Genomic DNA, 25171 nt, shown 5'->3' on the forward strand with positions numbered 1-25171 from the left:
GAACCGCCGCATCAGCACCGGCGGTTCAGCGAGGCTCGACGCAGGAGAACCGAAGCTGGAACCGCCGCATCAGCACCGGCGGTCACGCGTCGGCATTCAGTTTCACCACTCGGTTGTTGCCCCGGTCGGCGACATAGAGGGCGCCGTCTGAGCTGACTGCGAGCTGCAGCGGGGTGTTCAGGCCGGTGAACGGCACCATGGTCTGGGTATTGGCCCCCGCGGCCAGCTTCACCACGGTGTGATTGCCATGGTTGGAAACGTAGACGGCGCCGCCGGAGTCGACGGCGACTCCCCACGGGGCATCCAGGCCGGTGAACGGAAGCACGCTCTGGGTGTTGGATCCGGCCGCGAGCCGCACCACCCGATCGTTGTCCGTGTCGGTGACGTAGACGTTGCCGGCAGAGTCGACTGCCACATCATCGGGATTGTGCAGCCCGGCGAATGGGAGGACCACCTGGGCGTCGGTGCCGGCCGGCAGCTTGACGACCCGGTTGTTGCCGCGGTCTGCGACATAGACGCTGCCCGCGTTGTCCACCACCAAGCCTTCCGGATAGTTCAGGCCGGTGAACGGCAGCTCGGTCTGGGCCTGAGAGTCCGGCGCCAGCTTGACCACCCGATTGTTGAAGTCGGTGACATAGACCGCGCCGGCCCGATCGACCGCGACACCTTGCGGTTCGTAGAGCCCGGTGAACGGCAGCATCACCGGGGTGCTGGATCCCGGCTCAAGCTTCACCACCCGCCCGTACATGCTCTGGTTGGTGACGTACACGCTGCCGCTGCCGTCCAGGGCCAACCCCCCGGGTGAGAGCCGAAAACCGAGCCCGTCCAACGGGAGCACAGTCTGCCCGGCCGCCGAGGCCGACGCCGTGGCACCCCGCGAGGTCTCCGAGCGGTGCGTGACCGCGTAACCGCCCACACCTACGACAATCAGCAGCGCCGCAGCCGCCGCGGCCGGCACCAGCCACCGACGCTCACCTCGGCTTGGGGACTGGGCGGCAAACGCGGGCGCAGCGGCTTGCGGCGCCTGGACTTTTTGGTCTCGCCAACCGGTGACGGCGGGCCGCATCTGCGTCTGCTCGTGCTGGTCGGAGCTCGGCTGTTGGTAGCCACCGGAATGCTCGCGGTGCCTGGTGACGGGATAGCCTCCGCCCCCGGCCGTTGCGGCACTGACCGCGCTGGCCATTCGGGTGGCCGCATCGCCCTGGTGCACAATCATCGCGGCCTGATGCTGATCTGAAGTGTTCAGCGCGTCGTGTGCTGCGCGTGCCAGGTCTCCGGCACTGTCGTAGCGATCCCGCGGATTCTTCGCCATCCCCCTAGCGATCACCTGGTCCAATCCGGCCGGCACCAGCCCCGGCCGCAACTGGCTAGGCCGCGGGGCCGGCTCCATCAGGTGGGATGCGATCAGCCTCTCGACGGTCTCAGTACGGTACGGCCGCTGCCCACTCAAGCATTCGCTCAGCACGCAGGCCAGCGAATAGATGTCGGCACGGTGGTCGACGTCGCCCCCGCTGAACCGCTCGGGCGCCATGTAGTTGTAGGTGCCCAGGGCCATCCCGGTCTGAGTCAGGCTGGGATCTGCCGCGGCGCGGGCGATCCCGAAATCGACCAAGTAGGCGAAGTCGCCTCGGGTGAGCAGGATGTTCTCCGGCTTGATGTCGCGATGGGTGATTCCGCCGATGTGCGCGGCGTCCAACGCGGCGGCAACCTGTTCGATCACGGCCACCGCTCGCGCCGGGGCCAGCGGTCCGGAGCGTTTCAGCTCCATGCCGAGGTCGTTGCCCTCGATGAGACGCATCTCGACGAACATCTGTCCGTCGATCTCCCCGTAGTCGTGGATCGGCACCACGTGCGGGTCCGTGAGCCTGCCAGCCGCGTCGGCCTCGCGCTGCATCCGGGTCCGAAATGCCGGGTTGCCCGACAGCACAGGAGTGATCAGCTTGAGTGCTACCGATCGGTGTTTGCGGGTGTCTTCGGCTTCGTAGACCTCACCCATCCCGCCTCGCCCCAGCAGCCGAAGCAATCGGTAAGGACCGAATTGGGACCCCACCTGTGAAGCCGGACCACTACTGTTCACGGCACTCCGTTCACCCAGTGACGATTGGCATCATGCAATCAACTGTTGCATGAACAGAAGATTAACCAAAGGTTACCAGTCAAATTGGAATGCCGCAGGTCGTGAGCGATCAGGTAATGGCGTCGACCGCGGTTTTCAATTTCGAAGTGAATTCAGGCGGCAGCGGAATATAGCCGTACTGGTCCAGATCTTGCTGTCCGTCGCCGATCGCGGCCTGCATAAAGGCTTTGACCGCCTGCGCCGTGGCCGGGTCGGGGTACTGCGAGCAGACGATTTCGTACGTCACGAGCACGATCGGGTAGGCCCCGGCCACGGTCGGCTTGTAAAACGACGAAGTGTCGACAACCAGATCGTTCCCTTCGCCGCTGAACTTGGCTCCGGCGATTGTCTTGTCTACCGAGTCGACGGAGATCGTGACCGGTTGTGGACCCGCCGACGTGACGATCTGGGCCATGTTGAGCTCACGCCCCACGGCAAACGACCACTCGTTGTACGTGATCGACCCCTCGGTGGTGCGCAACAGCGCCGAAGTGCCGTCGTTGCCCGTCGCGCCGATGCCGGTACCGCCGTTGAAGGTCTTGCCCACGCCGCGGCCCCAGGAACCGCCGGAAGCGACGTCGAGGTACTTCTGGAAATTGTCCGTGGTCCCGGAGCCATCGCTGCGGAACACCACGTGAATCGGTTCGGCAGGCAGGGCGGTGTTCGGGTTGAGAGCCTTCAGCGCGGGATCATCCCAGCTGGTGATGGTGCCATTGAAAATCTTCGCCAACGCGGGGCCGTCGAGGTCGAGCTCGTTCACCCCGTTGATGTTGTAGGTCACGGCGATGGGACCGAACACCGTCGGAAGGTGCCAGGGCGTCGAGCCGCACCGCGCCGCCACCCGCTGAGGCTCACCGTTGGACGCGTCCAGAGGCGAGTCGGATCCGGCCAAATCCGTTTGTCCACTGGCAAATTCGGCGATGCCATTGCCGGACCCATTGGCTCGATAGTTCAGGGTGTACTCGGGGCAGGCGCGGATATAGGCGTAGACGAACTGCTCGATCGCGTGCGCCTGAGCGGTCGAGCCGCCTGCAGTCAGTCGCTGCTTCCCGCCGCATTGCACGGCCGCCGAGCCGGAGCCCGATGCCGTGGACGACTGGCCGCCGCCGCAGGCCACGACCATGGTCAGGATTGCCCCCAGCAGAATCGAGGCGATACCGAATCGGTTGATCCTCAACGACGCTCCTTCGGCGGTCAGCGGAGATCCAACACGGTAGCCGAATCCGGTAATAGGTCAGCCAAAACGACCCGAGATGTAGTCCTCAGTTTCCTTAAGTCCTGGATTAGAGAAGATCTTCTCGGTGCCGTCGATCTCGACCAGGCGACCGGGCTTGCCGACGGCCTCGAGGTTGAAGAAGGCGGTCTGGTCACTGACCCGTGCCGCCTGCTGCATGTTGTGAGTGACGATCACGATCGTGTAATCCTGCTTGAGCTGAGCGATCAACTCTTCGATGGCCATCGTCGAGATGGGGTCAAGCGCCGAACAGGGTTCGTCCATCAACAGCACGTCGGGCTGCACCGCAATGGCCCGGGCGATACACAGCCGCTGCTGCTGACCACCCGACAAGCCGCCACCGGGCTTGTCCAACCGGTCCTTGACCTCGTTCCACAAGTTCGCCCCACGCAGCGAGAACTCGACCGTCTCATCAAGCAATTTGCGGTTGCGCACCCCTTGCAGGGTCAGCCCGGCGACCACGTTGTCGCGGATGGACATGGTGGGAAAAGGGTTGGGACGCTGGAACACCATCCCGATCGCCTTACGCACCCCGACTGGGTCAATGGCGGGCTGGTAGATGTCTTCGCCGTCCAACAGCACCGACCCTTCAACCCGCGCACCCGGGATGACCTCGTGCATCCGGTTGAGCGTGCGCAGCACTGTCGACTTCCCACAGCCCGACGGCCCAATGAACGCCGTGACGCTGCGCGGTGGAACCGACAACGTCACCTCGGCAACCGCGTGAAACGCTCCGTAGTAGATGTTGACGTTGCTCAGGTCCAACCTTTTGGCCACTGGCAGCCTTTCTTCACTCGACATCACCTGCCGCCGCCTGAAACTTCGACGGCGCAGACCTTCGTGGAGCAACGATCAGAGCGCCCAGCCTAGCCACGATCTTGTGCAGCGCAATTTGAATGATCACGGACCATGTCGGCGACGCTGGCCGCCAAGCGCCGCGGCGCACACCGACGGCAGGCAAGGAACGGCCCGGAGTCCAGGCACTGGGATACCGGGCACCTCACCCGCGTAGGCGCGCCTGCTATATCTCGAAATGTGCTGCTTCCCAGCCAGACTCAGGCGAATCGGCTAACCGAAGCGGCCGGAGATGTAATCCTCGGTTTCCTTGTAACTCGGGTTGGAGAAGATCTTCTCGGTACCGTCGATCTCGATCAATCGACCGGGCTTGCCGGCCTCCACCAGGTTGAAGAAAGCGGTCTGGTCACTGACCCGCGCCGCCTGCTGCATGTTGTGAGTGACGATCACGATCGTGTAATCCTGTTTGAGCTGAGCGATCAACTCTTCGATGGCCATCGTCGAGATGGGGTCAAGCGCCGAACAGGGTTCGTCCATCAACAGCACGTCGGGCTGCACCGCAATGGCCCGGGCGATACACAGCCGCTGCTGCTGACCACCCGACAAGCCGCCACCGGGCTTGTCCAACCGGTCCTTGACCTCGTTCCACAAGTTCGCCCCACGCAGCGAGAACTCCGCGGTTTCATCGAGTGCGCGGCGGTTGCGGATCCCCTGCAGCTTGAGCCCCGCCACCACATTGTCACGAATCGACATGGTGGGGAACGGATTCGGACGCTGGAATACCATGCCGACTGCTTGGCGCACCCCTACCGGATCGATGCCGGGCCGGTAAATGTTCTCACCGTCGAGCAGCACCGACCCTTCGATTCGGGCCCCGGGGGTGGTCTCGTGCATCCGGTTGAGCGTGCGCAATACGGTCGACTTGCCGCATCCGGACGGCCCGATGAACGCGGTGACGCTGCGCGGCGGGACCGACAGCGTCACGTCGGCCACGGCATGAAACGACCCGTAGTAGATGTTGAGGTCGGCGAGATCCAACCTTTTAGCCACCGTGCAGCTCTCCTTGTTCGCCCACCGCTACGCGCTGGTTATCGAGAAAGATCTAGAACTTCTTGGGCGCGAAGATGCGCGCCCCGAACCGGGCCGCGACATTGAGTAGTGCGATCAACAGGATAAGCGTCAGGGCAGCACCCCAGAGGCGATCCGTGGGGACCGTGGCCGCACCCGCTCCCGCGGACGTCTGGTCATACATCATCCCGGGCAGTGAGCCCATGAAACCGTGGAACATATCGAAATTCATCGCCTGCGAATAGCCGACGAGGATGAGCAGCGGCGCGGTCTCCCCCATCACCCGGGCCAGCGCCAGCAGAACTCCGGTGACGATGCCCGACAAGGCGGTGGGAATCACGATGCTGGTGATGGTCTTCCACTTCGGGGCCCCCAACGCGTAGCTGGCTTCGCGCAGGTCCATCGGAATGATCCGGAGCATCTCTTCGGTCGCCCGCACGATCACCGGCACCATCAGCAGCACCAGGGACAGTGATACCGCGAAACCCGAGCGGTGAAATCCCAAGGTCGCCACCCACAATGCGTAGACGAACAGCGCTGCGACGATGGAAGGCACGCCGGTCAGGATGTCCACGGCGAAGGTGGCAAGCTTGCCCAGCCGGGTGCCGGTTCCGTATTCGACCAGATAGACCGCGACGAAGATTCCGATCGGAATCGAGATGGCGGCGCACAACAATCCCTGCAACAGCGTTCCGACTATGGCGTGGTACGCCCCGCCCCCGGCCGCAAAAGCCGTCATCCCAGCCTGCGAGTGGGTCCACCAGGAACTGGAACTGACGGTGCCGAAACCGAACTTGAACACCGAGTACATCACCCACACCAGCGGCACCAGAGCCAACGCCATCGCGCAGGTGACCAGGATCGTCGCAAGTGAATTGGCCATCCTGCGGCGCACACCCACGCCGGCGAAGGTGCGCAGCTTGACGGGTCGCTCCAACAGCGCGGTCATGGCTGCACCTTCTGGGTGATCGCGGCACGCGCCAGCGCGTTGACGATCAGCGTCAGTACGAACAGCACCAATCCCGCGGCGATGTATGCGCCCGCCTTGTACTGGTCGTTGAACTCCGATGCGGTGGCGGCGATCTTGGTGGCGAAGGTGGACCCGCCGTCGAACAGCGACCAGTTGAACGCCTTCTGGGTGGACCTCAGGATGATCAGCAAGGCGACCGTCTCACCGAGCGCGCGGCCAAGGCCCAGCATCGCGGCGCTGATGTACCCGGAGCGACCGAATGGCAATACCACCATCTTGATCACCTCCCAGCGGGTCGCGCCCAGCGCCAGTGCGGCCTCAACCTGGCCTCGTGGGGTCTGGGCCAGCACCTCGCGGGTGACGGCGGTGATGATCGGCAGGATCATCACCCCCAGCACGATTCCGCCGGTGAAAATGGTGCCGCCACCGGCCACCGAGGCATTGCCGTCGGCGAACAGGAAGATTCCGCCGAGATGCTCATTGAGCCACAGCGCGCTGCTGCGCAACTGCGGGGCCAGCACGTACAGGCCCCAGGCCCCGTAGATGATCGACGGCACGGCGGCCAATAGTTCGACCATGTAGCCCAGGGGTCCCACCAGCCGCCGGGGTGCGTACTCGGCGAGGTACACCGCGACCCCCAGCGCAACCGGCATGGCCAGCAGCAGCGCGAAGAGCGAGACGAACACCGTCACCTGCAACATCTCTGCGATGCCGAAGTGCATGGCGGAGGTGTTGGTGGTGATCCAGCTGCCGCCGTAGGTGAAGAAGTTCTCCCGGTTGCGCTGCAGCGCCGGTATCGCCCGTAACAGCAGGAAGCCGCCGACGGCGCAGATCAAGATGATGATCAACACGCCGGAGCTCTCCGCCACCAGGCGGAACATCCGGTCTTGGAAGCGACTTCCGGTGGACCGCACCGCCGTCGGGTTCACCGACGGCGCGGACACCGGCGCAGACAAGTCGGCGATGCTGGACACCCCCTCATCGCGTGCGGCACGGTGGTTACTGGATCGCGTCGATGGCGGCACTCAAGCGCCGTTTCAGCTGGTCCGGCAACCGAACGTATCCGGCGCTGGACAATTCGTCCTGACCACTGGTCGAGGCCGTCCTCAGGAAGGACTTCACGGCCGCCGAAGTGTCGGGGTCATAGCCCTTCGAGCAGACGATCTCATAGGTCACCAAGACTAGCGGGTAGGCCGCGGGCTCCTGGGTGCCGTAAAGCGACCTCAGGTCGAGAACCATGTCGTTGCTGTCGCCGGGGAGGAACCCGGCCGACTGGATCGCTACGCCGGCCGCTTCGTCGGTGGCGGCCACTACTCCCGCTCCCGAGTCGATCATCGCCGATGGAAGATGGGCCTGGTCGGCGAAGCCCTTCTCGACGTAGCCGATAGCACCGGGGGTGCTCTGCACTGCTTGCACGACGCCGGCCGACTTCTGCGCGCCTTCGCCCACCCCGCCCTGGAATTCGCTGCCTTCGCCCTTGGTCCAGGCATGCGGCGCTGCAGCACTCAGGTACTTCTGGAAGTTGTCGGTGGTGCCCGACGAGTCCGATCGATAGATCGGGGTGACGGGGATCGCGGGCAAGTCCACCCCCGGGTTGAGGGCTGCGATCGCGGGGTCGTCCCAGCTGGTGATGGCGCCGCTGAAGATTCTGGCCAGTACGTCGCCGTTGAGCACCAGACCGTCCACCCCTTCGAGGTGGTAGGCGATGCCGACCGGCCCGAACACCAGCGGCAGATGCCACGCCGGGTTCTGGCCACACCGGTCGGCCGCCTCGGCGACCTGCGCTTCGCTCAGCGGCGAGTCCGATCCGGCGAAGTCGACGTGGCCGGCGATGAACTGTTCGCGGCCCGCCCCCGACCCGGTCGGGTTGTACGACAGATTCTTGCCCGGGCACTGCTTGCCCCATACCTGGTTGAACACCGCGATCGCGTTCTGCTGAGCGGTCGAGCCCTCGGCGGTCAGCGTGTTCTTCCCGGCGCATCCCGCGGAGTCCGCTGAGGCGGCGGTGCTGCCGCTCCCCGACGGAGTCGTGTTGTTGTCATCGCTGCCGCAGCCGCTGAGCGCAAGACCGGTCACCGCGGCCGCCACCAGCGCAAGGCCCGCCGTCGTGCGTTTCATCAGTTCTCGCTTTCTCGCTCGCGGATCAAATCCCTCCGGGAACGTATGCGGCACTCATGGATGGCAGCCACATGGCAGATGAACTCGCGGTGAATTGATTGGCGAGGCGTCTCAGAGCTGATCTGCCGCGGCGTACGCGGTGTCAACACTGTGCACGGCGAAACCCAACCCCTCGTAGGTGCGCAACGCAGCGGTGTTGTCGGCTTCCACGTAGAGCAGCACGATCGGCGATTCGACGCCCGCCAGCCTGTCCGCCAGATAGCTCAGGCCGATCTCGGTGAGCACTCGCCCCAGGCCGCGGCCCTGCGCGGCCGGATCGACGCCCACAACGTAGACCTCCCCGGCCTGCTCAGCTCCCGGCTTGTCGCGGTGGATCTTGGTCCAGTGAAACCCCACCAGGGTGGGTCCGTCGAACGCCAGGAACAGGCCGGCCGGATCGAACCACGGCTCTGCTCGGCGCTGCGCCAGATCCCGCTCCGTCCAGCCGCCCTGCTCCGGGTGCCAGGAGAACGCGGCATTGTTGACCCGCAGCAACTCGGCGTCATCCTCTGGCCCGGCGTAGGTACGGATCGACACCCCCGCCGGGATCGTCGCGTTCATGCGGTCTGGCAACGCGCGCAGCGACCGGCGCATCTGCAGGAGTTCCCGCACGGGGACCAGGCCCAGCGCCGCTGCCAAGGACCGGGCCGCGGGCTGCGTGCCGTGCGCCCAGAACCGGACGGCACCATCGGTTCGGGCCAGTGCGGCATGGACCAGCGCCGTCGCGATCCCGCGTCGCCGGGCCGCTGGCGCGACCACCAGCTCCGCCATCGGCGCGGCGTCGTCGGTGCCTGCAGTCAGGTTCAGATAACCCAGTACGGCCGCTCCATCGTCGGCGACCAGATGTTCGGTGCCCGACGTTGCGAGCTCCCGCAGCACCTGCTCCCCCACCGGCGCCACACCGTCGTGGTCGCCGGCGACGGTGATCAGCTCACGAATCTGCCGCTGCTGGTCAGTACTGAGTGCGGCACGCCATTGCGGTGCGGTCACTGAGTGTTCAGTTGCTCGGACGCCCCACCGTCGGCGCCTTCGAAGTCCTCGACCACACCATCGTCCCCGTCGTCATCCGACGCATCCGGGACATGGCCCCGCACCGGCCGGACCGCCTTGTAGCCGACGTTGCGGACCGTGCCGATCAACGACTCGTATTCCGGGCCGAGCTTGGCACGCAACCGCCGGACGTGCACGTCGACCGTGCGTGTACCGCCGAAGAAGTCGTAGCCCCAAACCTCTTGCAACAACTGCGCGCGGGTGAAGACCCGGCCGACATGTTGGGTGAGGTACTTCAGCAGCTCGAATTCCTTGTAGGTCAGGTCCAACGGCCGGCCCCGTAGTCGAGCTGTGTACGTGCCCTCGTCGATCACCAGCTCGCCCAGCTTGGTCTGCCCCGAAGCCTGCTCGGCTGCCGGTGCGCTGCGCCGCCCGGTCAACAGCCGCAACCGCGCGTCTGTCTCGGCCGGTCCCGTGCCAGGAAGCAGGATCTCGTCGATACCCCACTCGGCATTGACCGCGACCAGTCCACCCTCGGTCACGACCGCGACCACCGGCACCGACCCCGCGGTAGCGCTCAGCAACCGGCACAGACCGCGGGCCGCAGCCAGGTCGGTACGAGCGTCCACCAACACCACCTCAGCCGAACCGGCCTCAAGCAGCGCTGAGACTTCCGGTGGCGCTGTCCGCACAGTGTGTGCCAGCAGCGACAGCGACGGCAGCACTCCATCCGGGTGCAAGTCAGCGGTCAACAGCAATAGCTCCAACGAGGCCTCCAGCGTCCCAGGTGCTCTAACGATAGCGTGCGACCTGCCAGAATGATCCAGTGCGCAGGGTGCTTATCGGTATGTCGGCCGCGATGGCGGCCCTGATCGTGATGACCGTCGGGATTGACTTCGGGGCCAGCGTCTACGCGGAGTACCAATTGTCGCGCGCGGTACGCCGCGCCGCGGACCTGCGCGCGGACCCATTTGTGGCGATCCTGGGCTTCCCGTTCCTGCCCCAGGCTCGCCGCGATCACTACGACGAGGTAGAGATCAAAGCCCCCGCCGTAGACCAGCCGATGATCGGCAAAGCCATGTTGGAAGCCACCCTGCACTCGGTCGACCTGACCGAGGCCACCTGGCGATTTCAGGCCGGCGCACCGATCCCGGTGGCCACGCTGGAGAGTCGGATCATCATCGGGTCAGTGCACTTGGGCCGGTACCTGGGCATCCGCGATCTGATGGTGGAAGCGCCGCCGTCGGAGACCAACGACAACACCGGCGGCACGACGGAGTCAGGAATATCGAGCAGCCAAGGGCTGGTGCTGACCGGAACACCCGAAGGGTTCGGCAAGCGGGTCAGTGTCTCGGTGGACCTGTCGATCAGCGGGCCCGACCACAGCACCTTGGTGATCACCCCCACCGGAATCCTCACCGGCCCCGACACCGCTGATCAGGACGTACCCGACGCACAGCGCGCCGCGGTGCTCACCGCGTTTCGCGGCAGCCTGCCGCAGCAGCGCCTGCCGTTCGGGTTGACGCCCACCAGCCAGGGCGCCCGCGGCTCCGACGTGATCATCGAGGGCATCGCCGAGGGAATGATCGTGACCCTGCCGGAGTTTCGCCAGAGATGAGCATCGTCGCGATCGTTGCCGCTCTGATTGTTGCCGGTGGGATCGGAGCGTGGCTCAACCGGCGAGCCGGAGTGCTTCGGGAACTCCCCAGCCCCGCTATCAGCGACGAGTCCCCCACCGAGGCCGACGCCGCCGCTGCGGCCTTCCTCGGACTGGAGCCCGGCCGCCCCGCCGTGGTGCACTTCTCGGCGCCGTGGTGTGGCCCCTGCGCCGGGGTCCGTCGGGTGGTCGAGAAGGTCTGCGACGAGCTGGGCGGCGTCGCGCATCACGAGATCGACATCGACGCCAATCCCGAAGCCGCCCGGACGTTCGCAGTGTTGTCCCTGCCGACCACAGTGATCTTCGACACCGCTGCGCGGCAGCGCTACCGAGTCTCCGGTGTCCCGACGCACGCCGACCTGCGTTCTGCACTCGAACCTCTATTGGCCTGACCACCCCGGTATTGGGTAGGCTTTACTCCGTGTTCGCCCGCCTTGAGCTTGTGCTCACCAAGCGCCGCACAGTTGACCTGTGCCGCACCGCGGGCTGCTGTTGTTGTCGTTGTCGCTGAGTCGCGTTTTCGCGACGCGCTAGGAGCCGCCCGGAAAGCCGTGGCATGCCTCCCCCAGCCATTCGCCACGACAACCAGGAGCATCCATGCCCAACACCGACACCACCGGAGTAGACGTCCGCGGACCTCGTTTCGCCGCCTGGATCACCACCGCCGTACTGGTGGCCGTCCTGCTCATCGCTGAATTCAGCCCGCTCGGCGCGGCCGCCCTGCTGGCCGCGCAGGCCGTCGTATTCGCGCTCGGCGCGGGGCTGGGCCCCCGCCGACACCCGTACGGGTTGCTGTTCGCGCGCCTCGTGGCGCCGCGGCTGGGCCCGGTCACCGAGCGGGAGCCGGTGCCGCCGCTGCGCTTCGCACAGCTGGTCGGGCTGGTGTTCGCCGTGATCGGCGTCGCCGGGTTCGCGGTGGCACCCGTCGTCGGCCTGATTGCGACCGCGTTCGCGCTGGCCGCCGCTTTCCTCAACGCTGCCTTCGGAATCTGTCTGGGCTGCCAGCTCTACCCGCTCGTCGTTCGCCTGCGGCCGACCACGGCATAGCCCACAGCCTTTTCCCCGAAGCAACTGGAAGGATCCACACCATGGCACGCTCGGACGTCCTGGTCTCCACCGACTGGGCCCAGAGCAATCTTGAGGCGCCCAACACCGTTTTCGTCGAAGTGGACGAAGACACCAGCGTCTATGACATCAACCACATCCCGGGCGCGGTCCGGCTGGACTGGCGCAAAGATCTCCAAGACCCGGTGCGGCGCGACGTCATCGACGCCGCCGCGTTTTCCAAACTGCTCTCCGAACGCGGCATCGCCAATGACGACACCGTGATCCTCTATGGCGGCAACAACAATTGGTTCGCCGCCTTCGCCTACTGGTACTTCAAGCTCTACGGTCACGACTCCGTGAAACTGCTCGACGGTGGCCGCAAGAAGTGGGAGCTCGACGGGCGTCCGCTGTCGAACGAACGAGTCAGTCGGCCTGCCACGTCCTACACCGCCAAGCCGCTGGACGAGTCCCTGCGAGCTCGCCGCGACGAGGTGGTCGCGGCGATCAACGTCAAGAACCTCGTCGACGTGCGCTCGCCCGAGGAGTTCTCCGGCAAGATCCTGGCACCGGCACACCTGCCCCAGGAGCAGAGCCAGCAGCGCGGCCACGTACCGAGCGCGATCAACGTCCCGTGGAGTCGTGCTGCCAACGAAGACGGCACTTTCAAGTCCGACGAGGAACTGGCCAGGCTGTACGCCGACGCCGGTCTGGATGGCCAGCAGGAGACCATCGCCTACTGCCGGATCGGTGAGCGTTCCTCGCACACCTGGTTCGTGCTGCGTGAGCTGCTCGGGCATCGCAATGTGAAGAACTACGACGGTAGTTGGATGGAATATGGCTCCCTGGTGGGTGCCCCGATCGAGTTGGGAAGCTGATATGTGCTCTGGACCCAAACAAGGACTGGCCCTGCCGGCCAACGTCGACCTGGAGAAAGAGACTGTGATCACCGGCCGCGTGGTGGACAGCTCGGGTGCGTCCGTCGGGGGCGCCTTCGTCCGTCTACTGGACTCCTCGGATGAGTTCACCGCCGAGGTGGTCGCCTCGGCCACCGGCGACTTCCGCTTCTTCGCTGCTCCAGGCTCATGGCGGGTACGAGCCCTGTCCGCGGCCGGCAACGGCGACGCCGTGGTGTCACCCTCCGGGGCGGGCCTCCACGAGGTCGACATCAAAGTCGCCTGACGACTCGCGCTGCCCGATGACGGCGTCCCGCTGCACCCGGCTCCGCCGGCCTTGCGAACGCCGCTAGAATTCCCCCCGTGGTGTTGTTCTTTGAGTTGATGCTGGTGGCGGCTACGGGCCTGATCACCTGGTTCGCCCTGTACACGCTGTATCGGCTGATCACCGACGAGATGTGAGTGTCTCCGACGGCGGCCCGCAGGCGGGCGATGAGCGCCCGGTAGACCGGGGTTCCGGTGACCGCGCGGTAGCTGCGGCCGCTGAGCGTGCCAAGCAGACCGCGGCCCGCAACATTCCGGCCTTTGACGACCTGCCGTTCACCGATACCGCCAACCTGCGCGAGGGCGCCAATCTGCATGACGCGCTGCTGGCCCTGCTGCCGTTGGTCGGGGTGTGGCGCGGCGAGGGTGTTGGCCACGGTGCGCACGGCGACTACCGGTTCGGTCAGCAGATCGTGGTGTCCCACGATGGCGGCGACTACCTGAACTGGGAAGCACGCTCGTGGCAGCTGTCCGACGACGACCAGTCCAGCGAGCCCGCACTGCGTGAGACCGGCTTTTGGCGGTTCGTCAACGATCCGGACGATCCCGAAGAATCACAGGCCATCGAACTGCTGCTGGCGCACTCGACGGGCTACGTGGAGTTGTTCTATGGGCGCCCGCACGGCCCGGCGGCCTGGGAACTGGTCACCGATGCGCTGGCCCGCAGCAAGTCGGGGGCGCTGATCGGTGGGGCCAAGCGGCTTTACGGGATCGTCGAGGACGGCGACCTGGCCTACGTCGAGGAGCGGGTGAACGCCGACGGCGAGCTGGTACCGCACCTGTCGGCGCGGCTGGCACGCTTCATCGGCTGATCTTTCTGCGTTGACTCTGCGCTGAGGGCGGGGGTTACTCGCACTTTCGCGCCCCAGCCGCAGAATCAATTCCCGAGGGTGACGAGGGCGATCAGTGACCGATCGCAGCCTCGACCAGTCCGGCGAATTCCTGCTCCGGCAGCCGCGGGGTCAATGCGCGTCCGTCCAGGGTGTGTACCCGCGCCGACAGGGTGATGCTGGATACCAGCCACAGATCGTGCGCCGCGCCCAGATCCGCTGACCGAAGCGGTGCGTAGTCGCATTCGTAGCCCGCGGCGCGGGCCACCTCGAACAGTGCCTCCTGAGTGGTGCCGCGCAGGATCGGGTGCGACAGCGGAGGGGTGATGAGCCGACCGGGCTCCACCAGTACCACCGTGGAACGCGGCCCTTCCAAGACGTAGCCGTCGGAGCTGACGAAGATCACGTCGTCGGCACCTTGTTTGGCCGCATACCGCAGCGCCGCCATGTTCACCGCATACGACAGCGTCTTGGCGCCCGCAAGCAGCCACGGCATCTCCAGCCCCTGCGTGGACAGGCCGCGGTCCAGGGTCACCACCGCCACGCCGTCCCGGCGAGCCGCCGCGATGCGGTCCGGCAGCGGGGTCAGCATCACATACGCGGTAGGCGCCGAACCGCTCTCTCGGCCCCTGCTGTAGATCATCCGCAGCGCACCCTCGCCCTCCCCGGCCCACTGCTGCACCGCGTCGTCCACGGCCCGGCGCCACTGCTCCAGATCCGGGGCCGGCAGGTCCATCAACTCCGCGGAGCGCGCCAGCCGCCGTAGGTGGGCATCGAGCAGACACGGGGCGCCGTCACGCACCAGCAGCGTCTCGAAGATCCCGTCGCCGCGCAGCGCCGCCAAGTCATCGGCGTGCAACAGCGGCGCGCCGGCGGCGGCCGGGCCGCCGCCCACCGTGATGATCGTCACGACGGTGTCGTCCGCATCGACGTCGGCTGCCATGGACCGTGAGCGTAGCGGCTCCGTAGAGTTGACACGTGCCCGCCGTCCCCGCACCCGATTCCGGCCCCGACGCGGGCGCGATCTGGCACTACGGCGACCCGTTCGGCGAGCAGCGCAGCGCCGAATCAGCGGTCGTGGTGGTAGATCGGTCGCACCGGCCCGTGCTGACGCTCACGGGTTCGGACCGCAAAACCTGGCTGCACAGTCTGTGCACCCAGCACGTCGCCGAGCTGCCCGACGGCGCCAGCACCGAGAACTTGACCCTGGACGCCAAGGGCCACATTCAGAACCACTGGATCCAAACCGAGCTGAACGAACACACCTACCTCGACACCGAGCCGTGGCGGGGTACGCCGCTGGCCGAGCATCTACGCAAGATGGTGTTCTGGGCCGACGTGGCCATCGAGCCGGCCGGCCTCGCGGTGCTGTCACTGCTGGGTCCCGAGCGCGGCGCCCCAGCGGTTCTGGACACGCTGGGGCTGTCCGCGGCGCCGGGACTCACCGCCGAGCCGCTGCCCGGTTCGCTGGGCTTCGCGCGCCAGGTTCCGGGCCGTGACGTACTGGAGTTGGTGGTGCCCTGCGCCGCCAAGGACGAGGTGCAGCGCCGCCTGATCCAGGCCGGGGTCCGGCCTGCCGGAGTGTGGGCCTACGAGGCCGAACGGGTGACCGCGGGGCGGCCGCGGTTGGGCGTGGACACCGACGAGCGCAGCATTCCGCACGAGTTGAACTGGATCGGTGGACCCGGCGTCGGCGCAGTGCACCTGGACAAGGGGTGCTACAGCGGGCAAGAGACGGTGTCGCGAGTGCACAACCTGGGCAAGCCGCCACGGATGCTGGTGTTGCTGCACCTGGACGGATCGGTGGACCGACCCTCGACCGGAGACCCGGTCACCTCAGGTGGGCGGCCGGTGGGCCGACTGGGGACCGTGGTGGACCACTACGAGTTCGGTCCGATCGCGCTGGCGCTGCTCAAGCGTGGGCTCCCCGCCGATACTGCGCTGCTGACCGGAGCCGGCTCGGAGGTCAGCGCGGTGATCGATCCGGAATCGATGCCGCCGCCGGATGCACCGGGTGCCGGCCGGCTGGCCGTCGACCGACTGCGCGGTCGGGTTTGACGGTGATCACACCGACATAGGGCATGTCGGCAACTGGTCCAGCGGCACGGTAAGCTGTCGGCAGGACAATAAACACATTCAGATCGGAGCCGCCTGTTCATTGGGCCGCTCCGTTATTGCGCGAGGGGGTCCCCCCATGGGCCGCGGCCGGGCTAAGGCGAAGCAGACCAAGGTTGCTCGAGAGCTGAAGTACAGCTCGCCAACAACCGATTTCACCCAGCTCCAACGTGAGCTGGCAGGGTCTGAGGTCAACGACTCCGACGGTGACGACTCCTGGAACGGCGACGACGACTGGCGCCGCTGAGCGCGCAGTCGTCTCGCCGAATCTGATGGGCCCCACGGGGCCGTAGCGACCACGCCCCCGCAGGGGCCGTAGGGACCCGAACTAGACCCGATTGGGCCTAGAACCTCGGGTGCTCCCCAACGAGCGTGGCCCCGTCTCCCGGTTCGGCGTTCTTCCCCGGTTTGGCCACGGTGCCCAACGGCCAGCAGTCAACGTGTCGGGCGGTCAGAATCGCCAGCGCGCGGTCGGTGTCCTCCGGCGCGACGACGGCAACCATGCCGACACCCAGGTTGAAGGTCTTCTCCATCTCGGCGCGGCTCACCCGTCCGCGCTGGGCGATCATGGCGAACACCGGTGCCGGCGTCCAGGTGCCACGGTCTACCTCGGCGACCAGCCCATCGGGAATGACGCGGGCCAGGTTGCCGGCGAGGCCGCCGCCCGTCACATGGCAGAAGGTCCGCACCTGAGTCTCGGCAGCCAGCGCCAGGCAGTCCTTGGCGTAGATGCGGGTGGGTTCCAGAAGTTCCTCACCCAGGGTGCGGCCGAATTCCTCGACATGTCCCGCCAGGTTCATATGGTCGATGTCCAGCAAGACGGCGCGGGCCAGTGAGTAGCCGTTGGAATGCAGGCCTGAGGAGCCCATCGCGATCAAGACGTCACCAGGACGGACCCGGTCCGGTCCCAGCACGTCGTCGGCCTCCACGACGCCTACACCGGTCGCGGAGATGTCGTAGTGATCGGGAGCCATCAGCCCGGGATGTTCAGCAGTCTCCCCGCCCAGTAGCGCGCAACCGGCCTGCACACACCCCTCGGCGATCCCCGAGACGATAGCGGCGACCCGCTCCGGCACGGTGCGTCCCACGGCGATGTAGTCCTGCAGGAACAGCGGCTCGGCACCACACACCACCAGATCGTCGACGACCATGGCCACCAGATCGATGCCGACGGTGTCGTGCTTGTCCAGCGCCTGGGCGATCGCCAGCTTGGTTCCCACACCGTCGGTGGAGGACGCCAACAGCGGCTCGCGGTAGTCGTTGCGCAGGGCGAACAGGCCGGCGAAACCGCCGAGTCCACCCCGCACCTCCGGCCTAGTGGCCTTGGCTGCCAATGGTTTGAACAACTCGACGGCCCTGTCACCGGCGTCGATGTCTACTCCTGCCGATGCGTACGTAACGCCCTGGGAGCTTGATTCTGCTGAGGTCATCGCGCTAAAGGCTACCGGTCGCCGACTGCGGACGGTATTGCGCTCGGCGTTGCGGGCTCAGAGCCGCCCGGGCGGTGCCGGGTCGAGCACCCTTAGGCAGGCCAGGAACGGATTGGGTGACGTCGGCAAAGGCCCTCATCTGGGCCCACAAGGTCACGGCTGCGGCCGGCCGTTGTGATGGTCCACGAAGCGTGTCAACAGCCCACGGAGGGCCTCCTGCTCGTCCGACGACAGGACGCCGAACACCTCGTCGTGGGCGTCGAGCGCGTCGGTCACCACGACCGCGGTGACCGCGCGCCCCTCCTCGGTCAGATAGGCCCGCAGGATTCGGCCGTGGCGGGGATCCCTCGTGCGCTCCACCAACCCGCGACGCTCCAACGCACTCACCGCCAGTTGTGCGCCCTGCGGGGTGATGAGCAGGCGACGGGCGAGTTGAGCACCGGACAGACCGGGTTCATCGGCGAGCTGGCGCAGCAGGGCGATCTGGGCGCTGCTCACACCATGGTGGCCGATCGCCTCGTTCACCGTGGTCAGCGAGTAGTAAAACGCCTGTTTGAGCAGCCACAGAAGATTGCGGCTCAGATCCGCTTCCGGCGTATTTGTCATGTCAGATCACCAGCCCCGGACGACAGGCGACCGAAAGGCATGGGTATCAGCGTCGCCTAGGGCTGACTCATCGCAGCGTCGTTGTCGCTTTCGGCTTTGCGGGCGGTGTTGCTCAGCATCTGCTCGATGACGTTCTTGCCCAGGGCACTGTCGTCGGGCAGCTCGATCGGATAGCGGCCGTCGAAGCAGGCACAGCACAGCCGCGAGGCGGGCTGCTCAGTAGCCGCGATCATGTCGTCCTGCCCGACGTAGCCCAGGCTGTCAGCGCCGATGGTGCGCCGCACCGCCTCGACCATCTCGGTCTCGTCCTCGACGGCGTTGGCGATCAGTTCGGCCGGCGAGGCGAAGTCGATGCCGTAGAAGCACGGCCACTTGACCGGTGGGGAGGCAATCCGCACGTGCACCTCGACGGCGCCGGCCTCACGCAGCATCCGCACCAGGGCACGCTGGGTGTTACCCCGCACGATCGAGTCGTCGACGACGATCAGCCGCTTGCCGCGGATGATCTCCCGCAACGGATTGAGCTTGAGCCGGATACCGAGCTGGCGGATGGTCTGCGACGGCTGGATGAAGGTGCGACCGACATAGGCGTTCTTGGTCAGGCCCTGGCCGTAGTCGATGCCGGACTCCTGGGCGTAGCCCACCGCCGCGGGGATGCCGGATTCCGGCACACCGATGACCAGATCCGCCTCCACCGCATGCTCGCGGGCCAATCGGCGGCCGATCTCCACCCGAGTGGCGTGCACCGACCGGCCTCCGATGGTGCTGTCGGGCCGGGCCAGATACACGTATTCGAAGACGCACCCCTTCGGGGTGGGGTTGGCGAACCGGGAGGAGCGCACACCGTCGGCGTCGATCGCCAGCAGTTCACCGGGCTCGATGTCGCGGACGAAGGAGGCGCCGACGATGTCGAGCGCGGCGGTCTCGGAGGCCACCACCCAGCCGCGATCCAGCCGGCCCAGCGACAGCGGCCGCACACCCCACGGGTCGCGGGCCGCGTACAGGGTGTTCTCGTCCATGAATGTCAGGCAGAAGGCGCCACGCGCGGTGGGCAGCAGCTCCAGCGCCGCCTGCTCCAGTGAGGTGTCGGCGGCGCCGTGCGCCAGCAGCGCACCCAGGATGTCGGAGTCGGTGGTGGCCACGCCGGGCCTGCGGGTGTCGATCAGGCCCAGTTCGCGGGCGCGGCCGGCCAGCTCGGCGGTGTTGACCAGGTTGCCGTTGTGGCCCAGCGCCACCCCGGTGCCGGCCGCGGTATTGCGAAACACCGGCTGGGCGTTCTCCCAGGTGGTGTCGCCGGTGGTGGAGTATCGGCAGTGCCCGACCGCCACGTGGCCGGGCATGGCCGCCAGCGTCTGCTCCTCGAACACCTGGCTGACCAAACCCAGGTCTTTGAAGACCAGGACCTGCGAACCGTCGCCGACTGCGATCCCGGCGGCCTCCTGGCCGCGGTGTTGCAGCGCATAGAGGCCGTAATAGGTGAGCTTGGCTACATCTTCGCCGGGGGCCCAAACTCCGAAGACACCGCATTCTTCACGGGGGGAGTTCTCAAGGTCTACTACCTGCTGGTCTGGCACGTTTCAGCTGCTCCAGGGGGGACGGGCCTCAAGTGACGTGTTCAGTCTACGGTCAACATCCGTCAAGTTTGACCAATGGCAGCCAATCGGCGATCTCGGCGGCTCGCGAACCGGACAGTCGCAGCGCGCCGGAAGCAGTCGCCTGCCCCATCTCCAACAGCCCGGTGGCCAGCAGCAGCCAGCTGCGCGGATCGGTCTCGACGACGTTGGGCGGGGTGCCGCGCGTGTGCCGCGGCCCGGCGATGCACTGCACCGCGACGAACGGCGGGACGCGCACCTCAACGCTGGCGCCCGGGGCCAGCCCGGCCAAGGTGCGCGCGGTCAGCCGAACCGCTTCGGCCAGCGCGGCCCGGTCGGGAGCGAGCTGGTCCTCGTCGTGCAGCCACGCCACGAGCGCCAGCACTGCCGCGCGGGTCTGCGCCGGGTCCGGCTTGGAACCTGATCGGGCGGCCGCCATCGGTCAGTCGGTGGGGTGCGCGGCGAACCAGTCCAGCAGCAGGTCGGCCAGCCGGTCGGGCTCGGTGTCGGGGATCCAGTGCGAGACGCCGGGCAGGACCTCGAATCGGTAGGGGCCGTCGACGTAGCGTGCCGTGTTGCGCGCCGCCGTGGGTCTCAGCGCCACGTCGGCGTCACTCCACACATACATCGTCGGTACCGAGATCTGCTGGTTGCTGTCGCGCAGATTCGACAACGGCAGGCCCCGGTACCAGTTGAGCCCGCCGGTCAGCGCACCCGGTTCGGTCATGGCCGCCGCGTCCCGCTGGGCCGCGGCCTCGGCCTGCCCGCTGCGCCGCAGAGCTTGGGCCGCCACGGCGCCCTTCCGGCGAGTGAGCAGCCATTCCGGGAGCCGCGGCAACTGGAAGAAAACCATGTACCACGACGCCAGGCCCTGACGGCTGGTGAGCATCGACTTCAGGAAGGCGGCCGGGTGCGGCACCGACACCGGCGACACGGTGGCGAGCCGCTCGGGCATCTCGGCTGCCACACCCCAGGCGACCGCGGCACCCCAGTCGTGTCCGACCAGGTGCACGCGCTGCGCACCGCTGGCGTCGATCAGTGCGCCCACGTCGGCGACGAGTTCGGCCATGCGGTAGTCGCGCCGCCGGGACGGCCTGGCTCCCGGCGAATAGCCCCGCTGGTTAGGGGCCAGACAGCGGTAGCCCGCGGCGGTGAGCCTGTCGATGACGGTATTCCAGCTGTCGTTGCGCTGCGGAAACCCATGCAACAAGACCACAACGGTCCCGTCGGGCGGCCCGGAGTCGCGAACATCGAAGGTCAGGCCGGCACGGGTATAGCGCTGCATGGGTGAAGCATTGCGCATGGTGGCGTGCTGAGCACCCTCGGCCCGCAGGCGCTCACCGGCGATGCAGGGCCGTGCGGATGCGCTCGGTGTCAGCCGAAGTCCAGCCCGGGGGCGGCAGTACCGCCACCCAGCCGTCCAAGATGGTGTCCGCATAGTTGTGTCCATGCCCGGCGGGCATCTGCTCGCCGTGGAACAGGTCGGCGCTGACCTGCCAGAACGTCACCACCGGGTACCACCGCATGGACGTGGTGCGATCCGGTCCGGGCGGTTCGGTCAGCCAGTCGGGCCGCGCGAACAGCAGGTCCGGCGACCACCAGATCACCGGGTCGGAGGCGTGCTGCAGGAACAGCACCCGGGTGCCGTTCCAGGGCGGCACGGAGATCCGGCCGATCTCAGCGGGCAGCGTGCCCTGGGCGAACCGCACCGTGCGACCGTTGTCGTAGCGCGGCAGTACGGCGGTGCTGCCGGGATCGCGGCGCACCAGCAGCGCATGCCAGAGCGGACTGGCCTGCGGCGGCCCCACCCACAGCACGGCCTCGTAGCCCATCTCGGCGACGTCGGGCAGCCAGTCGAATGCGGCCTGCCCGGCCATCGATCCCAGGCTTTCGCCGTAAAGCACCAGGGTGGGCCGGTGCGCTTCGGGCAGGCTCCGCCAGCGCTCGGCGATGGTACGGACCAGCAACCGGCCGGAGTCCATGGACTTGCGTTGATCGGCCAGGAACGAGATCCAGCTGGGCAGGTAGGAGTACTGCACGGCGACGATAGCGGTGTCGCCGTTGTAGATCATCTCCAGTGCGTCGGCCGCGGCAGGGTCGACCCAACCGGTGCCGGTGGTGGGCACCACGACCAGCACCTGCCGGTCAAAGGCATGAGTACGTTCCAGTTCATCGAGCACAAGTTGCATGCGGGCCTGATCGTCACCGGCACTGTGCAGGCCGGCATACACCCGGATGGGCTCGCGGGCGGGCCGACCGTTGACCTGGGTCAGCTCGGCCGCGTGTGCTCCCCCGGCTACGAAGCTGCGACCCTGACTTCCCAGGGTGGCCCAGGGCGCCAAAGACTCCGGGCTGCCGGATCGCTGCGGTTGCTCCGGCTGGGCCGTCCCGGGCGCGATGGCGCTGTCCTCGGGCTGGAACACCGCACTGGCACCGGCGAAGAAGCCGCGGATCAGCACGCCGTTGATCAACATGGTCAGCATCACGACAACGATCGCGCTGCCGATGAACGTGGCGACTTCACTGTGCAGGTGCCAACGCCGCACCAAGGCCCGCGCCAGTAGCCGACTCGCGTCGATCAGCACCCGCACAGTCGAGATCAGCGCCGCCGCTACCCCGATCGCGACACCCAGGGTGCGCAGGTAACCCAGGGTCTGCGGGCCTTCGATGCCCAGCAGCTCGGACACCTGCCGCTGCCAGCCGGCGGCGGGAATCAGCATCAGGACGCACGCCGCCGGGGACGCCACCACCACAGCCGCCTTCAACGCGATCAAGACCCGGCGCGGCGGCGGCCACCAGTGCGCGCCGCGCAGCAGGAACCGGTCCACCGTCGCACCGATCAGCACCCCCAGCCCGTAGCCGAAAGCCGCGTTGATGCCGCCGATCAGACCTTGGAACAGCCAGTCACGAGGAAGCAGTGACGGAGTCAAGGACAGGCAGAAGAACAGCGCCCCGAACGCCACTCCGACGAACTTGAGCCGCAGCAGGCCCCACGCCCACACCAGCAGCGGGTGTCGGGCTGGTGCCTGCATGGCGGTCTATCCGAAAATCCCCGGCAGCACAGCCTCTGAGGTGCTGCGCAGTTCCGCCAGCGAGACGCTGAACTGGCCCTGAACCTCCACCTCTTGGGAGGCCTGGTCCACCACACCGACACGGGTGGCCGGCAAGCCACGCGCCTCGCACATGGAACGGAATCGACTCTCCTCGGTGCGCGGCACCGCGACCAGCGCCCTGCCCGCCGACTCGGAGAACAGGAACACGAACGGGTCGGCATCTTCGGGAAGCAGGATGCGGCAACCGGTTTCACCGGCGATCGACGACTCGACCACGGCCTGGATCAACCCGCCCTCACTCAGGTCGTGCGCGGCCGACACCAGACCGTCGCGCGACGCCGCACTCACCACCTCGGCGAGCAACTGCTCACGGGCCAGGTCGACCTTCGGCGGCAGTCCGCCCAGGTGATCGCCGGTCACCTGCGCCCAGATCGAACCGTCGAACTCATCGCGGGTGTCACCGAGCAGGATCAGCGTCTCGCCCGGCTCGACCCCGAGAGCGGTGGGAATTCGTCGACCCACATCGTCGATGACACCAAGCACTCCCACTACCGGCGTCGGGTGGATGGGGGTGGCGCCCGTCTGGTTATAGAAGCTGACGTTGCCTCCGGTGACCGGAATCCCCAGTGCCGCACAGCCGTCGGCCAGGCCGCGCACGGCCTCGGCGAACTGCCACATCACCCCGGGGTCCTCCGGGGAACCGAAGTTCAGGCAGTTGGTGACGGCGATCGGGGTAGCACCGGTGACCGCCACGTTGCGGTAGGCCTCGGCCAGCGCCAGCTGCGCCCCGGCATAGGGGTCGAGCTTGGTGTAGCGGCCCGATGCGTCGGTGGAGATCGTGATTCCGCGCCCGGATTCCTCGTCGATGCGCAGCATTCCGCCGTCGGCGTTCTCGGCCAGCACGGTGTTGCCGCGCACGTAGCGGTCGTACTGCTCGGTGATGAACGCGCGACTGCACAAGTGCGGGCTACCCAGCAGCGCAAGCAGAGTCGCGCGCAGCTCCTCGCCGGAGACCGGCCGCGGCAGCTTGTCCGAGCGGTCGGCGTTGAGCGCATCCTGGGTGTCGGGGCGCGCGACCGGACGCTCATACACCGGGCCTTCGTGGGCCACGGTGCGGGGCGGCACGTCGACGACGGTCTGACCGTGCCAGGTGATCTGCAGACGGTCACCGTCGGTGACCTCACCGATCACGGTGGCCAGCACGTCCCACTTGGCGCAGACCGCCATGAAGGCGTCCACGTTCTCCGGGGTGACCACGGCACACATGCGTTCCTGCGACTCGCTGGAGAGCACCTCCGCAGGAGTCATGTTTGCCGCACGAAGCGGCACCTTCTCCAGCTCGATAGCCATTCCGCCGTCGCCGGCGGATGCCAACTCGGAAGTCGCGCAAGATAATCCGGCCCCGCCAAGGTCCTGAATGCCGACCACCAACTTGGCGGCATAGAGCTCCAGGCAGCACTCGATGAGCACCTTCTCGGTGAACGGATCGCCGACCTGAACCGACGGAAGCTTCTTGCGGCCGGCACCGCTCTCGTCACCGCCGAAGGTGTCCGAGGCCAACACGGACACCCCGCCGATGCCGTCGAGGCCGGTACGGGCGCCGAACAGAATGATCTTGTTACCGGCACCGGAGGCGAATGCCAGGTGCAGGTCTTCCTTCTTGAGCACGCCGACACACAGGGCGTTGACCAAGGGGTTGCCCGCGTAGCAGGGATCGAAGATGGTTTCACCGCCGATGTTGGGCAGTCCCAACGAGTTGCCGTAGCCGCCGATGCCGCGCACCACCCCGTCGAGCACCCGGCGGGTGTCGGGGGCGTCGGCGGCGCCGAAACGCAGCTGATCCATCACCGCAACCGGGCGGGCACCCATCGCCATGATGTCGCGCACGATGCCGCCCACTCCGGTGGCCGCACCCTGATACGGCTCGATGTAGGACGGGTGGTTGTGCGACTCCACCTTGAAGGTGACAGCCCATCCGTCACCGATGTCGACCACACCGGCGTTCTCGCCGATACCGGCCAGCATCGCCTTGCGCATCTCGTCGGTGGTGGTCTCGCCGAAGTAGCGCAGGTGCACCTTGGAGGACTTGTAAGAGCAGTGTTCGCTCCACATCACCGAGTACATCGCCAGCTCGGCGTCGGTGGGCCGGCGGCCCAGGATGTCTCGGATGCGCTGATACTCGTCGTCCTTGAGACCCAACTCGGCGAACGGTTGCGGGTGCTCGGGCGTTGCAGCGGCGTGTTCGACGGTGTCCAGCGCGATCGGGGGCGTCACGGGCACAGTCTATGGCACCG

Annotated in this window: 26 protein-coding genes; 9 read left to right on the top strand and 17 right to left on the bottom strand. The window is 66.9% G+C overall.

All coding sequences use genetic code 11. The features are described from left to right. Positions 1–82 precede the first annotated feature (82 nt). The 9 genes from G6N09_RS05285 to G6N09_RS05325 form a co-directional block, all read right to left on the bottom strand. Positions 83–2077, bottom strand: coding sequence for a serine/threonine-protein kinase PknD (locus G6N09_RS05285; protein ID WP_083026955.1), 1995 nt, complete (start codon positions 2075–2077; stop codon positions 83–85). Positions 2078–2186: 109 nt separating this feature from the next. Then, the gene (gene pstS, locus G6N09_RS05290; RefSeq protein ID WP_083026954.1) at positions 2187–3293 is read right to left on the bottom strand and encodes a phosphate ABC transporter substrate-binding protein PstS; all 1107 of its coding nucleotides are present in this window, start codon (positions 3291–3293) and stop codon (positions 2187–2189) included. A 57-nt stretch (positions 3294–3350) separates the two neighbouring features. Next, positions 3351–4127 (bottom strand): phosphate ABC transporter ATP-binding protein PstB, encoded by a 777-nt coding sequence (gene pstB / locus G6N09_RS05295; protein WP_083026953.1) that lies wholly within the window; start codon positions 4125–4127, stop codon positions 3351–3353. 291 nt (positions 4128–4418) lie between these two features. Beyond that, a complete protein-coding gene (pstB, locus tag G6N09_RS05300; protein ID WP_083026952.1) occupies positions 4419–5195 on the bottom strand; it encodes a phosphate ABC transporter ATP-binding protein PstB in 777 nt (258 codons plus the stop codon). Between the two features lie 52 nt (positions 5196–5247). Then, entirely contained in the window at positions 5248–6162 is a 915-nt protein-coding gene (gene pstA, locus G6N09_RS05305) for a phosphate ABC transporter permease PstA (RefSeq protein WP_083026951.1), read from the bottom strand. Continuing rightward, the gene (gene pstC / locus G6N09_RS05310) at positions 6159–7064 is read right to left on the bottom strand and encodes a phosphate ABC transporter permease subunit PstC (protein ID WP_109558978.1); all 906 of its coding nucleotides are present in this window, start codon (positions 7062–7064) and stop codon (positions 6159–6161) included. The genes pstA and pstC overlap by 4 nt, the downstream gene beginning before the upstream one ends. Before the next feature lie 118 nt (positions 7065–7182). Next, on the bottom strand, positions 7183–8301 hold the full coding sequence (gene pstS, locus G6N09_RS05315; protein ID WP_083026949.1) for a phosphate ABC transporter substrate-binding protein PstS: 1119 nt from the start codon (positions 8299–8301) through the stop codon (positions 7183–7185). Between the two features lie 111 nt (positions 8302–8412). Then, positions 8413–9330: a mycothiol synthase gene (gene mshD / locus G6N09_RS05320; protein ID WP_083026948.1), complete on the bottom strand. Its 918-nt coding sequence runs from the start codon at positions 9328–9330 to the stop codon at positions 8413–8415. Then, entirely contained in the window at positions 9327–10097 is a 771-nt protein-coding gene (locus G6N09_RS05325) for a winged helix-turn-helix transcriptional regulator (RefSeq protein ID WP_083026947.1), read from the bottom strand. Before G6N09_RS05325 ends, mshD begins: the two co-directional genes overlap by 4 nt. A gap of 80 nt (positions 10098–10177) precedes the next feature. Here G6N09_RS05325 and lmeA point away from each other — a divergent pair, with 80 nt between their 5' ends. The 7 genes from lmeA to G6N09_RS05355 all read left to right on the top strand — a co-directional run bounded on the left by lmeA (position 10178) and on the right by G6N09_RS05355 (position 14063). Then, positions 10178–10948 carry a mannan chain length control protein LmeA gene (gene lmeA, locus G6N09_RS05330; protein WP_083026946.1) on the top strand — a complete coding sequence of 257 codons (771 nt, stop codon included), beginning with the start codon at positions 10178–10180 and terminating at the stop codon, positions 10946–10948. Continuing rightward, on the top strand, positions 10945–11379 hold the full coding sequence (locus G6N09_RS05335) for a thioredoxin family protein (protein WP_083026945.1): 435 nt from the start codon (positions 10945–10947) through the stop codon (positions 11377–11379). The genes lmeA and G6N09_RS05335 overlap by 4 nt, the downstream gene beginning before the upstream one ends. 50 nt (positions 11380–11429) lie before the next feature. Then, positions 11430–11498, top strand: coding sequence for a putative leader peptide (locus G6N09_RS20425; protein WP_350355359.1), 69 nt, complete (start codon positions 11430–11432; stop codon positions 11496–11498). A gap of 86 nt (positions 11499–11584) precedes the next feature. Further along, positions 11585–12034, top strand: coding sequence for a DUF4395 domain-containing protein (locus G6N09_RS05340; RefSeq protein ID WP_083026943.1), 450 nt, complete (start codon positions 11585–11587; stop codon positions 12032–12034). 41 nt (positions 12035–12075) lie between these two features. Further along, positions 12076–12909 (top strand): sulfurtransferase, encoded by an 834-nt coding sequence (locus G6N09_RS05345; protein ID WP_083026942.1) that lies wholly within the window; start codon positions 12076–12078, stop codon positions 12907–12909. 1 nt (position 12910) lies between these two features. After that, positions 12911–13213: a DUF1416 domain-containing protein gene (locus tag G6N09_RS05350; RefSeq protein ID WP_083026941.1), complete on the top strand. Its 303-nt coding sequence runs from the start codon at positions 12911–12913 to the stop codon at positions 13211–13213. A gap of 172 nt (positions 13214–13385) precedes the next feature. Next, positions 13386–14063, top strand: coding sequence for a heme-binding beta-barrel domain-containing protein (locus G6N09_RS05355; protein WP_083026940.1), 678 nt, complete (start codon positions 13386–13388; stop codon positions 14061–14063). Positions 14064–14154: 91 nt separating this feature from the next. On the opposite strand, the gene G6N09_RS05360 is transcribed toward G6N09_RS05355, so the two are convergent. Then, complete coding sequence (locus G6N09_RS05360; protein ID WP_083026939.1) at positions 14155–15024, bottom strand: aminodeoxychorismate lyase; 870 nt, start codon at positions 15022–15024, stop codon at positions 14155–14157. Between the two features lie 35 nt (positions 15025–15059). Here G6N09_RS05360 and ygfZ point away from each other — a divergent pair, with 35 nt between their 5' ends. Both ygfZ and G6N09_RS05370 read left to right on the top strand, forming a co-directional pair. Beyond that, positions 15060–16139: a CAF17-like 4Fe-4S cluster assembly/insertion protein YgfZ gene (gene ygfZ, locus G6N09_RS05365; protein ID WP_083026938.1), complete on the top strand. Its 1080-nt coding sequence runs from the start codon at positions 15060–15062 to the stop codon at positions 16137–16139. Between the two features lie 136 nt (positions 16140–16275). Further along, on the top strand, positions 16276–16443 hold the full coding sequence (locus G6N09_RS05370) for a DUF3073 domain-containing protein (RefSeq protein WP_082104164.1): 168 nt from the start codon (positions 16276–16278) through the stop codon (positions 16441–16443). 97 nt (positions 16444–16540) lie between these two features. On the opposite strand, the gene purM is transcribed toward G6N09_RS05370, so the two are convergent. From purM to purL, 7 genes are all read right to left on the bottom strand, one after another. Continuing rightward, positions 16541–17626, bottom strand: coding sequence for a phosphoribosylformylglycinamidine cyclo-ligase (gene purM / locus G6N09_RS05375; RefSeq protein WP_083026937.1), 1086 nt, complete (start codon positions 17624–17626; stop codon positions 16541–16543). 153 nt (positions 17627–17779) lie between these two features. Further along, complete coding sequence (locus G6N09_RS05380) at positions 17780–18232, bottom strand: MarR family winged helix-turn-helix transcriptional regulator (protein ID WP_083026936.1); 453 nt, start codon at positions 18230–18232, stop codon at positions 17780–17782. A gap of 56 nt (positions 18233–18288) precedes the next feature. Continuing rightward, positions 18289–19806 carry an amidophosphoribosyltransferase gene (gene purF, locus G6N09_RS05385; RefSeq protein ID WP_083026935.1) on the bottom strand — a complete coding sequence of 506 codons (1518 nt, stop codon included), beginning with the start codon at positions 19804–19806 and terminating at the stop codon, positions 18289–18291. Positions 19807–19858: 52 nt separating this feature from the next. After that, positions 19859–20263 (bottom strand): sterol carrier family protein, encoded by a 405-nt coding sequence (locus G6N09_RS05390; RefSeq protein WP_083026934.1) that lies wholly within the window; start codon positions 20261–20263, stop codon positions 19859–19861. Between the two features lie 3 nt (positions 20264–20266). Further along, entirely contained in the window at positions 20267–21109 is an 843-nt protein-coding gene (locus G6N09_RS05395) for an alpha/beta fold hydrolase (RefSeq protein WP_083026933.1), read from the bottom strand. A gap of 52 nt (positions 21110–21161) precedes the next feature. Continuing rightward, on the bottom strand, positions 21162–22856 hold the full coding sequence (locus tag G6N09_RS05400) for an alpha/beta hydrolase (RefSeq protein ID WP_083026932.1): 1695 nt from the start codon (positions 22854–22856) through the stop codon (positions 21162–21164). Positions 22857–22862: 6 nt separating this feature from the next. Then, entirely contained in the window at positions 22863–25157 is a 2295-nt protein-coding gene (gene purL, locus G6N09_RS05405) for a phosphoribosylformylglycinamidine synthase subunit PurL (protein WP_109558976.1), read from the bottom strand. Positions 25158–25171: the final 14 nt, after the last annotated feature.

Source organism: Mycolicibacter minnesotensis (assembly GCF_010731755.1).
GTDB lineage: Bacteria > Actinomycetota > Actinomycetes > Mycobacteriales > Mycobacteriaceae > Mycobacterium > Mycobacterium minnesotense.